The following is an 18,757-nucleotide window of genomic DNA, read 5'->3' on the forward strand; positions in this document are numbered from 1 at the left end:
TATCAAAGTTGAAGGCTCTGCTCTCAGGACGTGGAGCATCCGTAGTCAATTTCCGTAACGGATTTTGTTCTCCGACAAACGGTTTTACATGGCGGAGCATCGCGGCATGCCAGAGAACCATACTGCAGGGCTTGATAACCCCATACCTGAACGGAATCGCTCACAAAAAACGGCTTAAAACGTGGCAGTTAACTTCGTGTCCGGCTCAGGACGAGCATAGTGGATGCGTCTTTTCTTAGTCGGCCCGATCATTTTCCGCAGCTTTGCTGAAACAATCATCCCGATGAGAACAAAGGAAAGATCCCCCCAAGTTCCGGAACATGCGTTTCTCTTTAGCCTTTCACATGTCGCAGTTGTGAATCCTACTCATAAAATCTCTCGAAATAATTCCTTTGTATAGGTACAATTCAATAATCGACCTGCTATAGACAGAAATCCAAATCGAATTGGAACGCAATTCCGCAGAAACAAGCGGAAATTCAACAATTAGAATCAAAGAGATCGACTGGTTGGGGTCACTATACAGGCGGTAGCAAGCGGGTTATAAACCGCGTAGCTGCGTCATGGACAAGACCTAATTTGGGGGCGACCAGAGTGCTTGCGCATAGCAGAAGCCACGTGCTTCTCAGGGATTTAATGGCGATTGGCGATATTGCGGTGCTGCTGCTTGCGGCATTGTTTGCGTCGTGGTTGCGTTTTGATGCAATCCTGCCGCCTGATCACCTTCTGCTTCCGGTATTTGCAACGCCACTTTTTTATCTGGCAGCAATGATGGTTTTGGGCGGTTATTATACGCTTGACCCGCAAACGCTTCAGATGGGGCTTTTGCGTGTACTTGGTGCATTGGCAATTTCTTTTTCCCTGCTGCTGGCGATTGCCTATTTCTCCAAGGTATCGGATGAATTTTCCCGCCTTTGGACTGCATATTTTGCGTTGGCGGGTTTGATATCCATTATCACCCTTCGGCTATGCAGCTTTGGGATTTTACGTGCCCTTGGCAAACAGGATATATTCCGTCCGACGATTGCGATTATCGGGTCACTGCCGACCCCATATATAATCGAAACACTTGAGTCCCGGGTTCTGGCGCACCGCTATCGTATCATCCATCGCTGCCTGATCAGGAAGGATGAAACTACAGCAGCCGAGTTGCAAGGCTGCCTTGCCAAATTGCGCCGAGCCGGGCCGGACATGATCATATTGGCGCTCTCGGAAACGGATAAAGTACGTTTCGCTAACGAGCTTGACGATATTGATGCCATATCCTCCGAAATACTCGAAATCGGAGACTTTTCGAGCCGTCAGCCTGCCGATACAGAGGGAAATGCCACTTTGGATCCCGGAAGCGAATGGATCGTAATGGCTGGCCTTCCCTTCATTCGCCGCGCGATCCGTCCGTTCGGGTTACGGGGATGGTGGATCAAACGGGTCGAGGATATCGTGATCGGATCGATTGCGATCATTATCGCCGCACCAATTATGCTTGTCGTGGCGTTTCTTGTGAAAGTCACCAGCCCCGGTCCGATATTTTACATACAACTCCGCCATGGCTTTAATGGTGAACCAATCCGCGTGCTTAAATTCCGATCAATGTATGTTGACGGATGCTCTGCCAGAGACGCGAGCACAGTGCTACAGGCAACTCGCGATGACGCACGTATAACGCCGTTTGGTGCCTTCATTCGCAAGACCAGTCTTGATGAACTACCACAATTGTTTAATGTGTTACGTGGAGAAATGTCATTGGTTGGCCCTCGGCCACATGCAACGCAGCACAACAAACATTATCGCTCCCGTATAGATGGATACTTTGCTCGGCATCGAGTAAAACCGGGAATCACAGGGTGGGCTCAGGTAAACGGGTGGCGCGGAGAAACTGACACAGATGAAAAAATGCGCCAAAGAATACTCCGGGATATGTTTTACATTTCACATTGGTCGATATGGTTTGATATACGAATACTGGCTTTGACGGTCATAAGAACATCATTTGATAAAAATGCTTTTTAACGAAGAAAATTATGAACTGGATAACAAAACGGGCGATAAAAGCAGCAAGCCTTGGAGGTTCAGGACGCATATTAGGCAATGCTTTGGGCCTACTCATAACCTCGTCATTAGCACACAACGTAACAGATATTGCACTATCAACGTATTTTTTAGCCATTACCTACGCTAGTATAATTAGCATCATTATTCAACTAGGCACTCCAGAAATACTTGCTCGATTTGCTGGAGAAAAAGTAAACAGGGGAAACGAAACTAGTGCTCTTCAAATAGGGGCAACCATCGTTCTAACCAGTGCGGGTTTTATATCTATATTAGCACTTTCCACATATATACTTCTGAGTTTGCTAAATACATTATTCTCCCTCCCTTCTGTAATTTACGTCTACACTGTATTTTGGGGATTAGCACTGGCATCACTTAACAACAACTGTGAATTTTTTAGAACATTCCACTTTCACAAACGATTTGCCATTCATTTATATGTTAGTCAAAATATATTCTTTTTATCACTTATCACAATAATTAGGTTGAATGGAAACACACTCGGGCCAGAGGGAATATTAGCATGTGGAATAAGCAGCACCCTACTAGCTCTTTTATTATCAAGCATTGAAATTGCAACAATAACAAAAAGTTCAGGTTTTAAATTACGCATCCTGAGCAAAAAAGAAATAAATAAATATTTGAAATTCGGCATCCCAAACAGCCTAAACAACTTAACAAATGCAATAATTTCAAACATTGATCTTATTATTATGGGCGCCCTATCATCGCCTAGTCAAACCGCTGCGTATGGGATTGCAACACGACTTGTGAGGTTAGCCGGCATACCGATTGTCATGGCAGCAGTCTCACTGCCGTCAACGATGTCAAATCTATTATTCCGAGATAAGAAGAACTACCTTCAACTCTTAATAAAACAAACATCGTCAATTCTTCTAACTATAAGCTCAAGTTTATTTCTGGGAATAGCTGCTTTCGGAAAACCATTAATATTATTTTTATTTGGAGAGGGTTTCGACCCTGCGTACCTGTACTTCTTAATTCTATTTACCGGAAAAATATTGTCAATTTACATAGGCCCTGCGAGCTATCTTCTTACTATAGCAGGGCTTGGACAAACGATGTTAAAGCTAAATATTATTTTCTCAATCACACTCATTGCCGCTGGTGCAGCAGTAACCAGTTTCGTCGGTGGAGCAGGAATGGCAATAGCAGTTGCTGTTATTGGAACTTGGCAATACTACGCGTTTTATAGGCTAGCACAAAAGAAAATTGGAATATCTACCAATGCATCGTGCTCAATCGCACTTCGCCTTGCCAAAAGATTAATAAATATCCGTGCAGGTAAATCCTATAAGTGCTCATAATACTCATAGAATCATACTTAGATAAAATTAGGCTTCTCTACAGAAAATATAATTCCATCGTCGGCTTGATTATTACGATACATTTCCCCAAGAACAGTGGAAAACGCCTCTCTTTCGCAAAAAGTCGATGTCGAAGGAATAAAAAGGAACATAAACCTATGTTCTAATAGTAAAAGAAGCTCCTCAACCGAAACACCCGACACATATTTCAAATGATGGGGTACAAACTCAACAACCAGATAACTTGCTTGAGATATAATCCTTTGCATTCCTTTTAATGCAAAGTACTCCGACCCTTCGATATCCATAAAGATGAAATCAAAGTAAAGTGAGGGAAATACGTCATCAAGCTTCTTCAATGGGACCTTAATTACCTCACCACCATCATCATAATAAAATTTCATTTTATTTACAGGCTCTCTCTTTGATCCTCCCGAATTTTTTATATTTTTTATAAAATTAATTTCTCCATCTGACTCACCAGCAGCAAAATTGTATAAAGATACATTATTAATACAGTTAAGCCTCACGTTAGCCTGAAGAAAACAAAATGTATCAGGGTTAGCTTCTATAAGGGATGAATGCTTTGCCCAGAAGCTTACCGGCAAGGCAATAGCTCCTATATGAGTACCAACAAATAAACATTCCATATCATTAGTAATTACTTTCTTGATTAAATTCAGTTCTTCTGTGCCGTATTTTCCTCGCCATCTCAAGTGACGCCCAACCGCCATATCAAATGGACTAACAAGAAAATTCATACCGTTAGCATGTGTCATCAAAGCATTTACGTAAGGACCATTAAATTTATTAGCCATATAAAAAATAATACCGCCAATTAATTTCTTTATTTTTTTATATATTCCCATTTACCATCACACCAATATTTTATTTTCATATTAAAAGGAAAATGTACTTGAATGATGTAGGCAAGACTAAAAAAGTCCGAACTCGCTAATTCGAGCAAAAACGCGCTCTGGCGTGATTTCTGTCATAGCAAATTTTGCCGATTTACATTTTTCAAAGCCAAACTGGATCGTTTTATCCTGCTCCATGCCACCATCAAGGTGCTTTGTATGCATTCCGATGCTTCCCCATCTTTTAGATGAAGTAGGACCATATAAACCTACTACTTTTGCTCCACACATTGAAGCCAGATGAAGAGTTCCGGTATCAACAGAGACGAGGGCATGAGAAAGCAACGTGAGATTGACATACTCATTCAATGAAAGTCGACCACATAAGTTCCTGACTCCAAATTTTTCATCCTTACTAAGAAAATTAAACAGCATGTTACAAACAAGAACATCATTAGAGCCACCCAATATAACCACTTGGACATTTTTTTGTCGAAGAAGTCGAGTCAATTCGACCCAGTTCATTATCGGCCAAGCCTTTTCTCTTGCTCGACTTCCTCCAGCGCAAGGATGAAACGCAACAGTAGGCGATATTTTCGAAATATCTGCAATTCTTAAGACATCAGGCTTACGTATTCCGATTTCAAAGTACCCCAGTTCATCACCAAAGAAACCTTTGTAAATACGCTTCAAGTTTTCAGCCTCGTGTTCTTGAAGACTGTGCGGGATTACCAAATCAAATGAATAATGTTTAAACTGCTTCTGTGCGTTAAACCCAATGGTATACTTTGATAAAGATAACGCAGAAATAATAGCCGTAACCCTTGCCCAAGGGGTCAAATCAATTAATATATCAATCTGATCAGCTCGCATAGCACGTAAAGTAGATATAATATTTTTGAAGTTAACAACTCTTGTTTCAACACGATCGCAAAAGAAGGACGCGGCTTGATAGTTAGTCTCTCCGACATACAAAATAACTTTAGGTGAAATCCCGGTTTCTTTATAAATCCTCCGTGAAAAACTTTTAATCAAGCCACTCGCCATAACAAGGTCTCCTATAGCTGTAGGCTGTACGAAACCAATATTTCTTATAATTTTTGGTCTTTTATTTTTTTTATGTAAAAGACCAATTGCAGCTATAAATATACTTCCTAGATATCGATCAACAAACCGATCTAATCGATTAGACCTTTTCATGAGAGTTCAACTTTCAGGAGATTTTCAACCTTCTCAATAAGTATCGAAGGAGAAATACTTTTCATACAAATATTATCGTTGGGGCAATTATCTTCCAACATGCATTTACTGCATTCCGCTTCACCTTGTAGAATATGAGCCTTCGCCCCTTGTGGATACCATTTACCAGGCACGTCACGGGCACTGAACAGCCCAACCAGAGGCTTATGCAGATAATTCGCGATATGCATAGGGCCCGAATCAACCCCTATGAACAGTTCACAAAGTGAAATCAGGGCAGCGGATTGCTCCAATGACAACTGCCCACAAAAGTTCAAATACCCATCAGGCAAAGCCTGAACCACTTGTTCAACAAAATCAGCATCTGACATCGCCCCCACAAAACATATATGTCGCTCATGTCTCCTCGAAATTTCCAGAAGCACTTTCTGCCACGCCTGCAGAGACCAATTTTTGGTTGTCATTTTGGAGTTGACCGAAACAACAACCAATTTGTCGGAGTTGAAGTTTGAGCGCCGGATGATATTCAGAACGTATTCCAAATCCGAAACCTCAAACAACGGTGTTTGCCCCAAATCTTGCGGCATGTCAGTTAAAAAAACGGCACGATAAAGGCGGTTTCCCTCAAACTCAACCAAACCGTTTCCTATATCCTGACAGTGCAAATCTCGATCTGTAAGGGGCAATCCAATTATTTCTCTAATCCCACAGGCTCTTAGGAAAACAGCGTCCCGAACGACGTCCCTCTTTCTCTTTCTTGGCATCAAATAAAAACATTTATGAATTCTCTCTTTCCTGATTTCCTTTATCACATTAAATAAATCAGAAATATTTCTAACACCTTCTCGGTATTTAATAACCTTTTTGATCAGGTTTGCTCTAACTAAAATCTTTTCTGTTGGAATAATTTCCGGGTTGTTCCGGTATGCGGTTAATAGCACCAAGTCTTTATCTGGATATCGACGCTTTATCTCCTCAAAAACGGGCAAGGAAACAACAGTATCGCCTAAACTGCCTTGACGAAATATAACAATACTATTTTTCATTTAAAAAATTTCCAATATAACTGGAAATTAAATTTATATCGTCTGTAAAATTGTTTTCACCACCTTGAAGCAATACACTGACATTTCTAGCATTGTTATAACCAAAATCTTCACTTGCCGTGACTCTATAAAGACCAATCGTAGGCCTCCCCAAAGCAACTGCGAGATGCAACGTTCCGCTATCAGGTCCAATGAACAAAGCAGAGGTTATCAGCATCTGCTCAAGCTGAGACCAGCTCGTCAAACCACAGAAGTTGGATAAACTTGCTCCGGAAGAGACTAAATACTCTGCATAAGATCGATCAAATTCATCGCCAACTGCAATGAATTCGACTTCCTGACTTGAAAAGCGTTCAATCAAATTTAAAAATATATCTGAAGGAATTATTTTTCCACTTTTGATCTCCCCAAAATTCCGCCCTCCTCCGGGGCAAAACAGTATTTTTTTTGAGCTATCGGAGTGAGTAGATATGCTCAAGCCGCTCTTATAAATGTTTGGGATACATGAATCTCTCGCTATATCACCTTTATCTTCCCCTCCCAAAGCAGCCGCCAAAAAAAGTCCGATTTTGCGATTACATCCTTTAAATAAATCGGTTTCAGATATTTTGTTACATTGAAATATGGCGCGCCACCCCTGCATAAATGAATAGATATTTTTATTTACAAAAAAAATCGGAACAATAATACTTAACCTAGCATCTAGACATACTATTAAATCATACGATCTAAATCGTGAAATTCCATATAAAAACTTTCGAAATATGCTTGCTTTTTTTCGCCAATACTTAGGAAGTGAGTATATCTTGGAAATTCTGTTATCTCCGGAGAGAACCTCAGAACATTCTGCGTCAACAGCAAAATCAAGCTGACAGTTGAAGCCATATTTTTTTTTCAAAGCGCATAATACCGTTGTCGCCATTAATAAGTCTCCGCGAGCTCCGCGCCTGAAAATGAGTATCCTCATTCTTCAGTTTCCCGATAAACTGTCTCAATTCTCCGCGCTAAAATTGATACCTGAAATCGATTATTCCATGTTTGCTGACCGGCAGTTTTAATTTTTTTAAGAGCACTTTTGTCTATTAAAAGGTGAATCAAAATTTCATATAATCGATTAAAGTCTCGATTAATTATAAACCCATTTACCCCATCATCTATTATTTCAAAAGCTCCATCATTCGCTTCAGAAATAACTGCAACACCTGCACTCATGGCCTCAGCAACCACGCGACCAAACGTCTCTGTCCGTGAAAAAAATAAAGCAATATCTACTGAATCAAATAACTCACTCGTAGTTAACTCACCGACAACAAAGGAAAGTATGTGATCTAATCCATATTTTTTTGATTTTTCTTGTATCATAGACAAGTATTCGACGTCTTCGCTTCTCCCCCGGATGGTAAACTCTATTGCTTTTTCCCCAGCATACCTCTCTGCAAAAAATTTTACGAAATCTACTGCGTCCTCCTGCCGTTTCAATGGTTTGATTGCGGCTGGGATTGCAACTCTGACAATATCCTCATTAGAAACATTGCCATCACCAACGATAGCTGCGTTTACTGCATTAGGAATATGATATAACCTCGCAGATAAATTTAGATTTCTGGCTACGTTAAACTCTTTTTTAGAAATCAAAACAATCGAATCAACAAAACACATTATAAATTTTATTCTTCTTATGCTTGTCGGCGATCGATGATGATATACAACTTTTTGCTTTGAGCCATTAAATATCAAATAAGGAACGGCGCAAAAAAGAGATAGAATAGTATGAAAGTGCAATACATCAGATTTTATTGATTTTATAATACTGCTGAGCCTCCAAGCCGAATTAATTATATCAAGAAATTTCCCTAAAGCATTCCATTTTTTCTCGAAACTCAATGAGGAAATTTTAGAAAAAGCAGGACAAGAACGAAAAGATATACCGTTTCTCTCCAGAAGACTTTCGATTTCTCCATCTGAACAAACGACACTAACCATAAGTCCTGATTTTTGCTGCTCTAAAGCAAGCTCAATCATACTTTTCTCGCCGCCGCCCGCCATATTGCTTTTATGCGTAAGATGTAGAATGGTTAACATTTTTGTTATTATTCCGAATGTTTGCCCATTTAAGCGCTGACAGCACATATATTAGCGCGATTGAAAAGACAGCTGGGTATGAGAATATATCTCCAAACATCCCGCAAACACAAATCGCAAACCAAACCAAACCTGTGTCCCGACTTTCAATATTAGAAATCAATCGCCAAAAAATTGTCACTATCAATCCCGTGACGATAGACCATCCAATCAATCCATTTTCTACAAGAACAGACAGATATTGATTATCTGCAGACTGCATTGCGATATTGAAGAGGTCTCCTCTTCCTAAAGAGTTTATTCCTTCTCCAAACAAGATTGTGAACATATCTTGATTCAGAAAACGTTGGAGAGTAGCCTCCCAGGAGAGCCCCCTTCGAGTGAAGGTATCAAGTTGTCCCCCCTCAAAGAAATATCGCCCTAACTCAAGCCAATAACGTTCGTAAAAGTAATCAAGCAACTTTGGAAAAGTAAGTGTCACCAAAGCAGCTATGCCAAATAGAATTAAAGTTATTCGCACATAGAATGAGCGTTTCGGTGAAACAAGCATCGCTGCAAACAGAAACATAACAAGCACAAATATGCCAGTTCTTGAAGCAGACAGGCCAATACCTATCGCCCCGGCGAGGACTCCGAAAATCGACCACGCTTGATCTTCTCCCTTCCCCAACTCAACCAGCGAAATAGCTAGCAGCAAAACAGCCATGGCTCCATATGGTCCAGAGTTTTCGAAGACTCCACCAGCTCGAAACATAAGTCCAAACCCAGGATACCAATATGATTGAGTAGCAACCAATCCCTCTATCTGAAGGCCAAATCCTAGCGCTCCAATCCCAATCGCGACACCTCCGAACGCCACTACAGTCCGAAATAAGTGTTTTTCCGTTAAAAGCTCCACATCACGAGCAGTTAGAACAATATAGGCGACACTAAATACGGCTACATACCTTAAAAAGCGCCGCAAATTGTCCCCTTCGGGGTTCAAACCGTCTACGTAGGTCAAAGAGATGAAACACAGCAGCAAGAAAGCAGTAATCATCCAAATAATGCTTACGTCAGCAGGTTTTATTTTCCTCGGAATCAGGAAAATTAGAAGAATTATTGCGCAAAAATCACTCGGGAAAAATGGGATATCAAAAAAATATCGAGGAAAAATCAAAGACACGCTACATAAGAAAATCGCTATTTTTATTAACATTTATTATCCCTTCTATGCCCCATATTGGAAACGGACACAGCCCAAACCAATCCGATCAAATACAAGGAACTCACAGAAACTGAATACATCTTTAAGCTAAAATCAATTAAAGAATGCAACGACAACAAAAGCAATATTGCCACACCTAAGATACTATAGACGCTACTCTTTGATCTAATTAACGCCCCTTTTACCAAATCAAAAAACACGAAAGCCACTACTAACAATGACATCAAACCAAACACAAAACCAATTGAAACAAATAAATCTAAGAATAAATTATGTGAAGATTGCCAAGTATATCTGCTCAGCTCAGGAGAATCTTTAAATGCATGAAACACTGTTTTAAAAGTACCTGCCCCATATCCTTCAAGCCAAGCTCCCGAGATTGCTTCTACCACTCGGCCATATAAAGATTTGCGAAGGTCCCAAGCATCCTGATAACCAATAATGCGCTGCAGGAGTTTTTCGCCACTCAGTAAAAAATTAAATGCAACCACAGTCAACATAGCAAAGGACGCCCCCAATAAGACTCTCTGGGTTCTTCCGACCTTGATTAAAAAAAGACCGAAAATTATGAATATCGCCATTCCAGTGGCTGCAACTCCTCCACGTGAATGAGTCAAAATCAATGCAGAAGAATTCAACAAAACTCCGAGAAATGGAGCGAGGTTTTTATCAATTATCTGCGCGAAATTTTGTATTGCTCTCGCTCGCCCTCCTTTGTTTCTTTGAGAATACCGTTTATGTTGATCAAGCAATAACAAAAGTGATGAAACAAGTCCGATTCCAGCATAAGTTGCGTAATGATTGTGATTAATAAACGTGCTGGTCAAGTCCCCTATATATGCACTCTTGTCATACCAAAGGATTTTCTCCCACCCGCCGAAAAACACGGCGAGGCCGTAAATCGCATAAACAGTCGAAACAATAACGAAAAACTTCAACATGATTGCCGCATTCGCGCGGTCCCGCCCGTGCCGCGCGGCAAGCCAGAATACACCGGCATAGGCAAGCAGCACCATCAAGGCATCACGCGTACGTTCCGGATCAATCGAAACATATGCGGCCATATCCCGGCCAAGCTGTGCTGCCGCCTCGCCCCACATCGGATGGGCTGCGGCGGGTAAAATATCCGGGGAGGCCTGGATCACAATCCAGATGACAACGGAAATAAAAAGAACTGCCGGAATGGCAATACGTTTCATAAACCGGCTTTCGCCGCGAACCGGGTCGGCAAATGCCGCAATGGCATCCAGCAAAACAAGAATGCCGACCCACAGGGAAAGAATGGACCATGCCCACGGCCGGTTCGAACCAAACGGCAGAGGCGCAATCGCAATCAGGGCAAGCAACCCGTAAAACACAAACCGGCGTACAAAATTCACGTCCCTGTTCCTTTCCCCATCCCTATACTCTTGTCGTATATCCATGCTCTCCCCATCTGATCAAGCCGGAATAAAGCGAGCCAGCCTGCAACCGTACAAATTCCGATCAAAATTCGATCAAATCGCGGTTGTGAATGGTTGCCGCCAGTCAACAAATTCCGTATAGCTTTCGCATTCGTGCCGCATCATATACAAGCGGTTACGTTGGGGTCGAAATATGGGGGCCGTTTTGAACAGCACGACCAAGGTCAGTTCCGTGATGGATAACAGCGCGCGTGAACATAACAAATCACGCCTGAAAAGCCTGACCGATCGCATTTCTCAGCAAGGCAACAGTGACGAAATCGATCTGCAGGAACTGTTGCGCACATTGTGGCGGCGTAAATCTGTTATTTTTTCCGTCGTCGCCATCCTGACGGCACTTACAACCCTGATCGTGTTTCAGGTCGCACCGCGTTATACCGCAACCACCAACGTTATTATCGATGGACGTAAATCCAACGTTGTCGATATCGAAAGCGTAATGACGGGCATGTCCGCCGAAATGGGCGCACTGCTAAGCGAGGTAGAGGTTATCCATTCGTCCTCGTTGATCCGGCGCGTGGTCGAAAAGCTGAAACTGGAACAGGACCCGGAATTCAACGTCGAGATTGCCAAAAAATCGTGGATGGCATCGCTGCTTGATCCCGAAAGTTATGTTCCGCGCGATGTTCTGGTATCACTTGGCCTTACGGAAAACGAGATTCTGCTAAGCGAGGACGAACTCACCGAACAAACGACCAACCGTGTCGTCAAAGCCGTTCAGGAACAGCTCGAAGTCGGCATCGTCGGCCGGTCCCAAGTCATCGCAATCAACTTCACCTCCACCAATGCGCGCAAGGCTTCGCTGATCGCGAACACCATCGCCGACCAGTATATCGTCGATCAGCTTGAAGCAAAGTTCGAGGCAACCCGCCGGGCAACATCATGGCTGAATGATCGCCTCGGTGATTTGCGCGAGCGCGTCGAAACAACCGAACGCGCTGTCGAGGATTACCGCGAGACAATTGCGGCAAGCTCCGGCCAAAGCAGTTCGATGACGCAACAACAGATATCGGAACTGAACTCGCAACTGATTCTTGCCCAGGCCGACCGGGCAGAAGCCCAAGCGCGCCTGAATCAGGTGCAGCGCCTGCTCAGCAGCAGTTCGGATCTGGCATCGGCAGCCGAAGTGCTGAATTCGCAACTGATCCAGCGCCTGCGTGATCAGGAAGCCGAGGTACTGCGCAAGGTATCCGAACTTGAATCGCGTTATGGTGACAGACATCCGCAAATGATCAAGGCGCGCGCAGAACTCACCGACCTGCGTGCCTCAATCGAGCGCGAGGTCCGTAAAATCGCACAAAGCCTGCGAAACGAAATGGGTGTTGCCGATGCGCGCGTCGCCACCCTGCGCCAAAGCCTTGGACAGCTCGAAACCAAAAACAGCTCCCAGAATCAGGCCGAAGTCCGGCTGCGCGAACTCGAACGCGAAGCAAATGCCAACCGCCTGCTTTATGAAAACTTCCTGAACCGGTTCAAGGAAACGAACAACCAGGAAGATCTCCAGCAAGCAGATGCCCGCATCATTGCCCGCGCAGAAGTCCCGGTTGATCCATCTGCGCCAAAGAAAAAACTGATCATTGCGGTTGCGCTTGTCGGTTCAATGTTCCTTGGCGTTGTTCTGGTCTTTGTTCTCGAGCAGCTTGACAACACCTTCCGCGGTGCCGAGCAGATCGAACAGATGACCGGTATTCCCGCAATTGGCATGGTCCCGCTTTTAACCGGGACGCTTTTGGGGCGGACCGATGTCGGACGATATCCGACACAAAAACCCGGATCTGCAACAACGGAATCCGTTCGCAGCCTGAGAACTTCATTAATGCTGTCAAATGTCGATGCACCGCCCAAGGTGGTTGGAATTACCTCAACGGTCCCGTCCGAAGGAAAATCAACCCTCGCCGCATGGCTCGCACAGGTTGCCGCAACTTCCGGACAACGTGTCCTGCTCGTCGATTGCGACTTGCGCCGCCCTACCGTGCATCGCACCTTTGGCGTCAGCAATGAAAACAGTATCGTCGAGCTTCTGGCAAATGAGTGCTCGCTGGACCAGGCAATCAAGAAAGATCCGGAAAGCGGCATTTATGTACTTCCGGCCAAGAACACTCAGGCAAATGCCCTTGATCTTCTGTCTTCAAGCCACATGGCAGAAAACCTCAAGGCCCTTCGCGCGCATTTCGATTTCATCGTACTTGACGCCCCACCTATTCTTGCCGTTTCTGACGCAAAGGTCATCGGCCTGATGGCTGACAAGATGCTTTACGTTGTAAAATGGGACGGCACACCTCGTGCACTGGTACAATCCGGGTTAAAGGAAACGGTTGAAGCGGGTATCGACCTTGCCGGAACGGTTCTTAGCCAGGTGAATGTGAAAAAACATTCCAAATATGGCTATGGCGATTACGGATATTATTATGGTCGTTACAAAGACTATTATTCGAGCAAATAATCGATGAAACGCTCCATTTTGCGCCGACTGCCTGCCTGTATCGGGCTGGTCGGCGCGGCTTTTCTCATCTGGCTTGCCGTTCCGCGTACTTTTGCCTCCATCATGCTCGCGGTTTCGAAACCGGCATACGAGCAGATCAATAATCCCGCCCTTCCATTGGCCGATATCGTGCAACTGAAAGACCGGTTGCTCCGCGTGATTGACTGGGTCGACGAACGTGAAGTGCAAACGCGTCTCGGTTATGTCGAACTCGCCCTTGCCGCGCGGGCAGAAAATGAAGCCGAACGGCAGAACCATCTTGCTCTGGCCGAAACCGCCTTTGAAGATGCCATCGCCCATTCGCCGATGGATCCGTTTTCATGGGTACGGCTTTGCTACATCAGATTGCAAACCGGTGGTGCTGAGGACGGAACAGCAATGCAGGCGCTATCAACATCGCTTGTCACCGGCCCGTACGAAAGATCCCTTGCAATTTCACAGATCGAATATGCTGCAATCCTGTGGGATCAACTTTCCGAAGACGATCAGAAAACCATCGAGGAAAAAGTGCGCTGGATCGAAACACTTGAACGCCGCGATCTGATTGCGCTCGCAAAGCAAAATCCCAAAACGATGACACTCGTCATACGTGCCATGGCGGATGGCGATATTGACCGCTTCACCCGTTTTATTGTCCAGCTGAATAAGTAATCTGCCACATAGCTGCTCGGACAAAGGCGCATACAGGCGAAAGCTGTAACCCGGCTAAACCTCTGTCCGCATCACCTCGCGCTTTTGCAACTTTCCAAAATCAAAATCCAACCCTGAAGCGCCAAATACCAACAAACCAGCAACCATTTGACATGATTGAAGACTGAAAAAAACGCCACACATGTGGCATAAATAACACATATACGCCTGTTTCCATCAGATTTTCGCCATAAACCGTAAAGAATGCTTTGCCGGTTATTTGGGAACCAGATAGTATTTAACCAAGTAGATAGGGTCGGTTCCTGTGTCGGGAACTGAATAAGGTTTTCGAAGGGAGATATGCTATGCGGCGCTTACAGAAACTGGCCGTTGCGACTGCGTTGGCTGGTAGTGTTTTCTTCGGCATGCAGACAATTGCTTATGCACAGACAAGTGCAGCACTAACTGCCGAGATGGGTTCTCAGATTGACGGTGCTGCTGCCACCCCGGAAGCACTGAGCGCTATGGTTGCCAATCTGGTTCAGACCAACCCGACGCTTGCCGCTGCGATTGCCAAGCGCGCGACGCAAAGCAACCCGGCTGCTGCCGCACAGATTGCCCAGGCTATGGCACAGGCAGCCCCGCAGCAGGCAGCGGTTGCTGCTGCGGCTATCACTGAAATTGCACCGCAGGCAGCTTCACAGGTTACCGCTGCCGCTGCATCGGCTGCTCCGCAACAAGCCGCAACAATCGCCGTTGCGGTCGCGGCCCGGGCACCGGCAGCGGCGCCACAAATCGCCGCTGCGGCAACTCGCGCGGCACCGCAATCGGCCTTGCAGGTCGCAGCTGCCGTTTCGCGTGCAAACCCGCAAGCCGCCAGCCAGATCGCGGCCCAGGTTTCTGTCGCAGCGGCCCAGTCCGGCTCAACAGCTAACTCGGGCACAATCGCGGCAACCGTCGCGTCGGCATCCCGTACCAGTGCAGCTGCGATTATTACTTCTGTCGCCGCAGCAACCGGAACCTCGGTCGCAGCCATCGCATCACAGGCTGCCCAGGGTGCCGCAACAGCGGCCCAGGTCGTCGCTTCAACCGATGTCACAGTTCAAAACGGTTTGAACGCCACGGCGCAGGCAAGTACCCAGACGGCGACCAGCACACAACAACAACAACAAACAGTGACAACAAGCACACCTGTTGTGGAGCAACCCGTTGTCCAGGAAAATCCGGCCCAGACCGGCAGCCCGACCTGATTTGACCGAAAAAACACGTTTCAGATATTGATTTGAAGGGGAATACAAAGTGAAGGTTCTCAAAGGGGGATTACTCGCAACCGTTGCCGCTGGTGCTTTGGTTGCGGCGCTGACATCTTCTGTCAGCGCGCAGGAAGCCGTCAATCCGGATCAGGGCGTTGCTCAGCGCACCGCCGAAGGCTACGAACCGGTAGGCGCAACCGTTGGTTCATTCCGTCTCTTGCCGAAGCTGGAAGTTGTCGAAGAATTCAACGACAACATCTTCAAGGAAGAAAATGACGAAACCGACGATATGATCACCAAGGTTCAGCCGACCCTTAACCTGCGTTCTGACTGGAACAACCATGCACTGAACCTTGGTGCTGGTGCCGATTTCGGGTTCTATGCAGATTCAAATGACGATGATTACGAAGATTACAATGCCAAGGTCGATGGCCGTTTTGACGCCAGCCAGGCGCTGACTTTCAATGGCCTGGGCAGCTTTGAACATCTCCATGAAGACCGTGGTGGCGACGATGTCGATGCCGATGCCGCCGATCCGGTTGAATATGACCGCCTGAAAGCTGAATTCGGTGGCCGGTTCAAGCCGAACCGTATCAGCCTTGGCGCAACCGGTCGCGTTACCGATCTCGACTATGATGACAACGCAGAACTTGATGGTGGCACCACCAACAACGATGACCGTGATCGTCAGGTCCTTGAAGGCGAACTTCGCGCAGGTTACGAAATCCAGACCGGTTATGAAGCATTCGTCAAAGGCGTTCTCAACGACCGCGACTATGATTCCGACGTCGACGATAATGGCTTCAACCGTGATTCAGATGGTTATAATATTCAGACCGGTATCGCCATTGACCTGGACCAGCTGATCCGTGCCGACCTTGGCGTTGGCTGGATGGAACAGGACTATACCGATCCGTCACTTCGCGATGCGGACGGTTATTCGGCGGATGCGACCGTTCGCTGGAACCTGACCGAACTGACCACGGTTCGCGGCACCTTCGCCCGTGCGATCAACGAAACCACAACTGATGACGCATCTGCAATCGTTGCCACCAGCTACGGCCTCGGTGTTGATCACGAATTCCTGCGTAATCTTGTTGCGACAGCCGATGCCAACTATCAGAACTCTGATTATGAAGGCATTTCGCGTGAAGACGATCTCATGAGCTTCCGTCTCGGCCTTGATTACAAACTGAACCGTAATTTCTTTGCCGGTGTCAGCTACAAGTTCGAAGACCGTGACTCAAACGTCACGGATCAGAGCTACGACAACAATATTTTCGCCATCAAGCTTGGCGCACAGTTCTGATCTGTACCTGAGTAACATATCCTGAAAATCCCCCGACCATCCTCGGGGGATTTTTTAATACAGCAATATGTCTCGCCCCTGCCCTCACAAGGGATCAGGTTCCATTCGCTGTTACTTCTTTAGATTTTTAGCTTCCGGTAAAACACTTCAAACTTTACGCCAGACCTGCCAGACGACCTTGCAGGGTTCAGGGGAAATCAGATGAAAACTTTATCGAAATTCATGGCAGTTGTTCTGCTTTCAGGCAGTCTGCTTGGCACCCATACTGCTTCGGCATGGGCACAGGCCGCTTCCGGAGCAGGCTCTTCCTCCGGAACAGGCTCTTTTGGTGGCGCTGGCGCTGCCGCAGGTGCTGGCGCAGCTGGTGCATCAGCGGTCGGCGGAATAACCGCCGGGGCACTCGCCGTAGGTGTTGCTGCCGCGGCTGCCATCGGTGTTGCGGTCGCTGTCGCCAGCACTACCACCTCGCAAAGTAATCTTACTCAGGCCGAACAAAATCTGATTGACAATGCAACGGATGCTGCATCGCTGGCAAATGCCATTCAGCAAGTCACACAGGGTCGGATGGACGGCGCGAGCAGTACGCAGAGCACGCGTGACAGCGCAATTGCCGAGGCCGTATCACGCGCCATCAAACGCAATCCGGCAGCAGCTGCAACAATTACGACCGTCGCCATCGGCGTTGCAAACGGTTCAAATGTAAGCATCGATGAACAGGGCAACATTGTTGTGACAGTTGTTGCCGCAGCAACGGCTTCCGCACCGGATCAGGCAGGTGCAGTCACGACCGCAGCGGCCTCGGTATCGCCTGCACTGGCTGCGGCCATTGCACAATCCGCTGCAACCGCGGCTCCGGATCGCGCAGCTGATATCACAACCGCCGCAATCCGGGTTAACCCGGGCCAGGCCGCAGCAATTGCAAAAGGTGCCGCAACGGGTGCCCCGACACAGGCAGCAGCCATCACCACGGCCGCAGTTGTCGCGGCACCAACGCAGTCGACCGCCATCACCAGCCAGGTTTCAAGCGTAAGTGGCGTTAATGCAGCGGCTGTCCAGCAGGCCGCAACAACCGTCCAACCCACTCAGACCGCTTCGAACAACACCAATGACGGTCAGGATCAGGATATCGGCAACACGATCACCGTTGTGACCGAAGAAAACCCAGGTCAGGATGCCAGCGCAAACTAACCCGGATTTGTCTGAGGCAATGCTGGCTCCCGCTCTATATAATGCTATAATCCCTTCGGGTTCCGCCCGGAGGGATTTACGTTCTAAAGGTTTTAAGATGTTGCGTTCTGTCGGTTTTCTTCTGTTGGCTCTATTCGCCCTGCTGGTATCGCAGGATGTCTATGCGCAACAGCCAGTCTATACTCTTGGTTCCGGCGATAAACTTCGGGTAACCGTATTTGGCGAAGAAGACCTGTCGGGGGAATTTGAGGTCAGCGGCAATGGCCAGATATCCTTACCGCTGATCGGAGAAGTGGACGCAGGCGGCAAAAACCTGCGTGCGCTTGCCGATGTGATCGAAGATAGGCTTCAGGAAGGCTACCTCAAGGACCCGAAAGTCAGCATTGATGTCCTGAACTATCGCCCCTTCTATATTCTGGGCGAGGTGAAGGAACCAGGCAGCTATCCCTATGTCAGCGGCATGAGCGTGCTTAACGCGGTCGCTCTGGGGGGCGGCTTCACTTACCGTGCGGACAAGGAAGACATCCTGATTATCCGGGGGGGTGATGAAAGCCGTAAACCGGAAAAAGCCACACCTGAAACCGTGGTTCTGCCGGGCGATATAGTTCGCGTTGAAGAACGGTTCTTCTGATAAAGCGCCCTGATTTCCCAAAAAGCCCG

The 18,757-nt window shown here is 46.5% G+C and carries 15 protein-coding genes; 8 read left to right on the top strand and 7 right to left on the bottom strand.

Annotated features, from left to right (window positions below):
* Positions 1-636 precede the first annotated feature (636 nt).
* Positions 637-2,010 (top strand): exopolysaccharide biosynthesis polyprenyl glycosylphosphotransferase, encoded by a 1,374-nt coding sequence (locus tag R1T41_RS01385; RefSeq protein ID WP_317339426.1) that lies wholly within the window; start codon positions 637-639, stop codon positions 2,008-2,010.
* 11 nt (positions 2,011-2,021) lie between these two features.
* Positions 2,022-3,380, top strand: coding sequence for a lipopolysaccharide biosynthesis protein (locus R1T41_RS01390; protein ID WP_317339428.1), 1,359 nt, complete (start codon positions 2,022-2,024; stop codon positions 3,378-3,380).
* A 17-nt stretch (positions 3,381-3,397) separates the two neighbouring features.
* On the opposite strand, the gene R1T41_RS01395 is transcribed toward R1T41_RS01390, so the two are convergent.
* The 7 genes from R1T41_RS01395 to R1T41_RS01425 form a co-directional block, all read right to left on the bottom strand.
* Positions 3,398-4,249, bottom strand: a complete 852-nt coding sequence (locus R1T41_RS01395; RefSeq protein WP_317339430.1) for an FkbM family methyltransferase — start codon at positions 4,247-4,249, stop codon at positions 3,398-3,400.
* 66 nt (positions 4,250-4,315) lie between these two features.
* Positions 4,316-5,437, bottom strand: coding sequence for a glycosyltransferase family 9 protein (locus tag R1T41_RS01400; RefSeq protein ID WP_317339431.1), 1,122 nt, complete (start codon positions 5,435-5,437; stop codon positions 4,316-4,318).
* On the bottom strand, positions 5,434-6,483 hold the full coding sequence (locus R1T41_RS01405) for a glycosyltransferase family 9 protein (protein WP_317339433.1): 1,050 nt from the start codon (positions 6,481-6,483) through the stop codon (positions 5,434-5,436). The genes R1T41_RS01400 and R1T41_RS01405 overlap by 4 nt, the downstream gene beginning before the upstream one ends.
* Complete coding sequence (locus tag R1T41_RS01410; protein ID WP_317339434.1) at positions 6,473-7,405, bottom strand: glycosyltransferase family 9 protein; 933 nt, start codon at positions 7,403-7,405, stop codon at positions 6,473-6,475. The genes R1T41_RS01405 and R1T41_RS01410 overlap by 11 nt, the downstream gene beginning before the upstream one ends.
* 41 nt (positions 7,406-7,446) lie before the next feature.
* Positions 7,447-8,565 carry a glycosyltransferase family 4 protein gene (locus R1T41_RS01415; protein WP_317339436.1) on the bottom strand — a complete coding sequence of 373 codons (1,119 nt, stop codon included), beginning with the start codon at positions 8,563-8,565 and terminating at the stop codon, positions 7,447-7,449.
* Positions 8,537-9,763 carry an O-antigen ligase family protein gene (locus R1T41_RS01420; protein ID WP_317339437.1) on the bottom strand — a complete coding sequence of 409 codons (1,227 nt, stop codon included), beginning with the start codon at positions 9,761-9,763 and terminating at the stop codon, positions 8,537-8,539. Before R1T41_RS01420 ends, R1T41_RS01415 begins: the two co-directional genes overlap by 29 nt.
* Entirely contained in the window at positions 9,757-11,151 is a 1,395-nt protein-coding gene (locus tag R1T41_RS01425; protein WP_317339438.1) for an O-antigen ligase family protein, read from the bottom strand. The genes R1T41_RS01420 and R1T41_RS01425 overlap by 7 nt, the downstream gene beginning before the upstream one ends.
* 217 nt (positions 11,152-11,368) lie before the next feature.
* Between R1T41_RS01425 and R1T41_RS01430 the strand changes: the two genes are divergently transcribed.
* The 6 genes from R1T41_RS01430 to R1T41_RS01455 all read left to right on the top strand — a co-directional run bounded on the left by R1T41_RS01430 (position 11,369) and on the right by R1T41_RS01455 (position 18,728).
* Positions 11,369-13,678 carry a polysaccharide biosynthesis tyrosine autokinase gene (locus R1T41_RS01430; protein ID WP_317339439.1) on the top strand — a complete coding sequence of 770 codons (2,310 nt, stop codon included), beginning with the start codon at positions 11,369-11,371 and terminating at the stop codon, positions 13,676-13,678.
* Between the two features lie 3 nt (positions 13,679-13,681).
* Positions 13,682-14,368 (top strand): hypothetical protein, encoded by a 687-nt coding sequence (locus R1T41_RS01435; RefSeq protein WP_317339440.1) that lies wholly within the window; start codon positions 13,682-13,684, stop codon positions 14,366-14,368.
* Between the two features lie 344 nt (positions 14,369-14,712).
* A complete protein-coding gene (locus tag R1T41_RS01440; protein WP_317339441.1) occupies positions 14,713-15,597 on the top strand; it encodes a hypothetical protein in 885 nt (294 codons plus the stop codon).
* 49 nt (positions 15,598-15,646) lie between these two features.
* A complete protein-coding gene (locus R1T41_RS01445; RefSeq protein ID WP_317339442.1) occupies positions 15,647-16,909 on the top strand; it encodes an outer membrane beta-barrel protein in 1,263 nt (420 codons plus the stop codon).
* Positions 16,910-17,110: 201 nt separating this feature from the next.
* Positions 17,111-18,097: a hypothetical protein gene (locus tag R1T41_RS01450; RefSeq protein ID WP_317339444.1), complete on the top strand. Its 987-nt coding sequence runs from the start codon at positions 17,111-17,113 to the stop codon at positions 18,095-18,097.
* Between the two features lie 97 nt (positions 18,098-18,194).
* Positions 18,195-18,728: a polysaccharide biosynthesis/export family protein gene (locus R1T41_RS01455; protein WP_114109929.1), complete on the top strand. Its 534-nt coding sequence runs from the start codon at positions 18,195-18,197 to the stop codon at positions 18,726-18,728.
* The last annotated feature ends 29 nt before the right edge of the window (positions 18,729-18,757 follow it).

Origin of the sequence: Thalassospira lucentensis (genome assembly GCF_032921865.1) — a bacterium.
GTDB lineage: Bacteria > Pseudomonadota > Alphaproteobacteria > Rhodospirillales > Thalassospiraceae > Thalassospira > Thalassospira lucentensis_A.

Excerpts from the sequence above, each read along its gene's own strand:
- R1T41_RS01385 (WP_317339426.1), top strand. The coding sequence starts at position 637 with ATGGCGATTGGCGATATTGCGGTGCTGCTGCTTGCGGCATTGTTTGCG.
- R1T41_RS01390 (WP_317339428.1), top strand. The coding sequence starts at position 2,022 with ATGAACTGGATAACAAAACGGGCGATAAAAGCAGCAAGCCTTGGAGGT.
- R1T41_RS01395 (WP_317339430.1), bottom strand. The coding sequence starts at position 4,249 with ATGGGAATATATAAAAAAATAAAGAAATTAATTGGCGGTATTATTTTT.
- R1T41_RS01400 (WP_317339431.1), bottom strand. The coding sequence starts at position 5,437 with ATGAAAAGGTCTAATCGATTAGATCGGTTTGTTGATCGATATCTAGGA.
- R1T41_RS01405 (WP_317339433.1), bottom strand. The coding sequence starts at position 6,483 with ATGAAAAATAGTATTGTTATATTTCGTCAAGGCAGTTTAGGCGATACT.
- R1T41_RS01410 (WP_317339434.1), bottom strand. The coding sequence starts at position 7,405 with ATGGCGACAACGGTATTATGCGCTTTGAAAAAAAAATATGGCTTCAAC.
- R1T41_RS01415 (WP_317339436.1), bottom strand. The coding sequence starts at position 8,565 with ATGTTAACCATTCTACATCTTACGCATAAAAGCAATATGGCGGGCGGC.
- R1T41_RS01420 (WP_317339437.1), bottom strand. The coding sequence starts at position 9,763 with ATGTTAATAAAAATAGCGATTTTCTTATGTAGCGTGTCTTTGATTTTT.
- R1T41_RS01430 (WP_317339439.1), top strand. The coding sequence starts at position 11,369 with ATGGGGGCCGTTTTGAACAGCACGACCAAGGTCAGTTCCGTGATGGAT.
- R1T41_RS01435 (WP_317339440.1), top strand. The coding sequence starts at position 13,682 with ATGAAACGCTCCATTTTGCGCCGACTGCCTGCCTGTATCGGGCTGGTC.
- R1T41_RS01440 (WP_317339441.1), top strand. The coding sequence starts at position 14,713 with ATGCGGCGCTTACAGAAACTGGCCGTTGCGACTGCGTTGGCTGGTAGT.
- R1T41_RS01450 (WP_317339444.1), top strand. The coding sequence starts at position 17,111 with ATGAAAACTTTATCGAAATTCATGGCAGTTGTTCTGCTTTCAGGCAGT.
- R1T41_RS01455 (WP_114109929.1), top strand. The coding sequence starts at position 18,195 with ATGTTGCGTTCTGTCGGTTTTCTTCTGTTGGCTCTATTCGCCCTGCTG.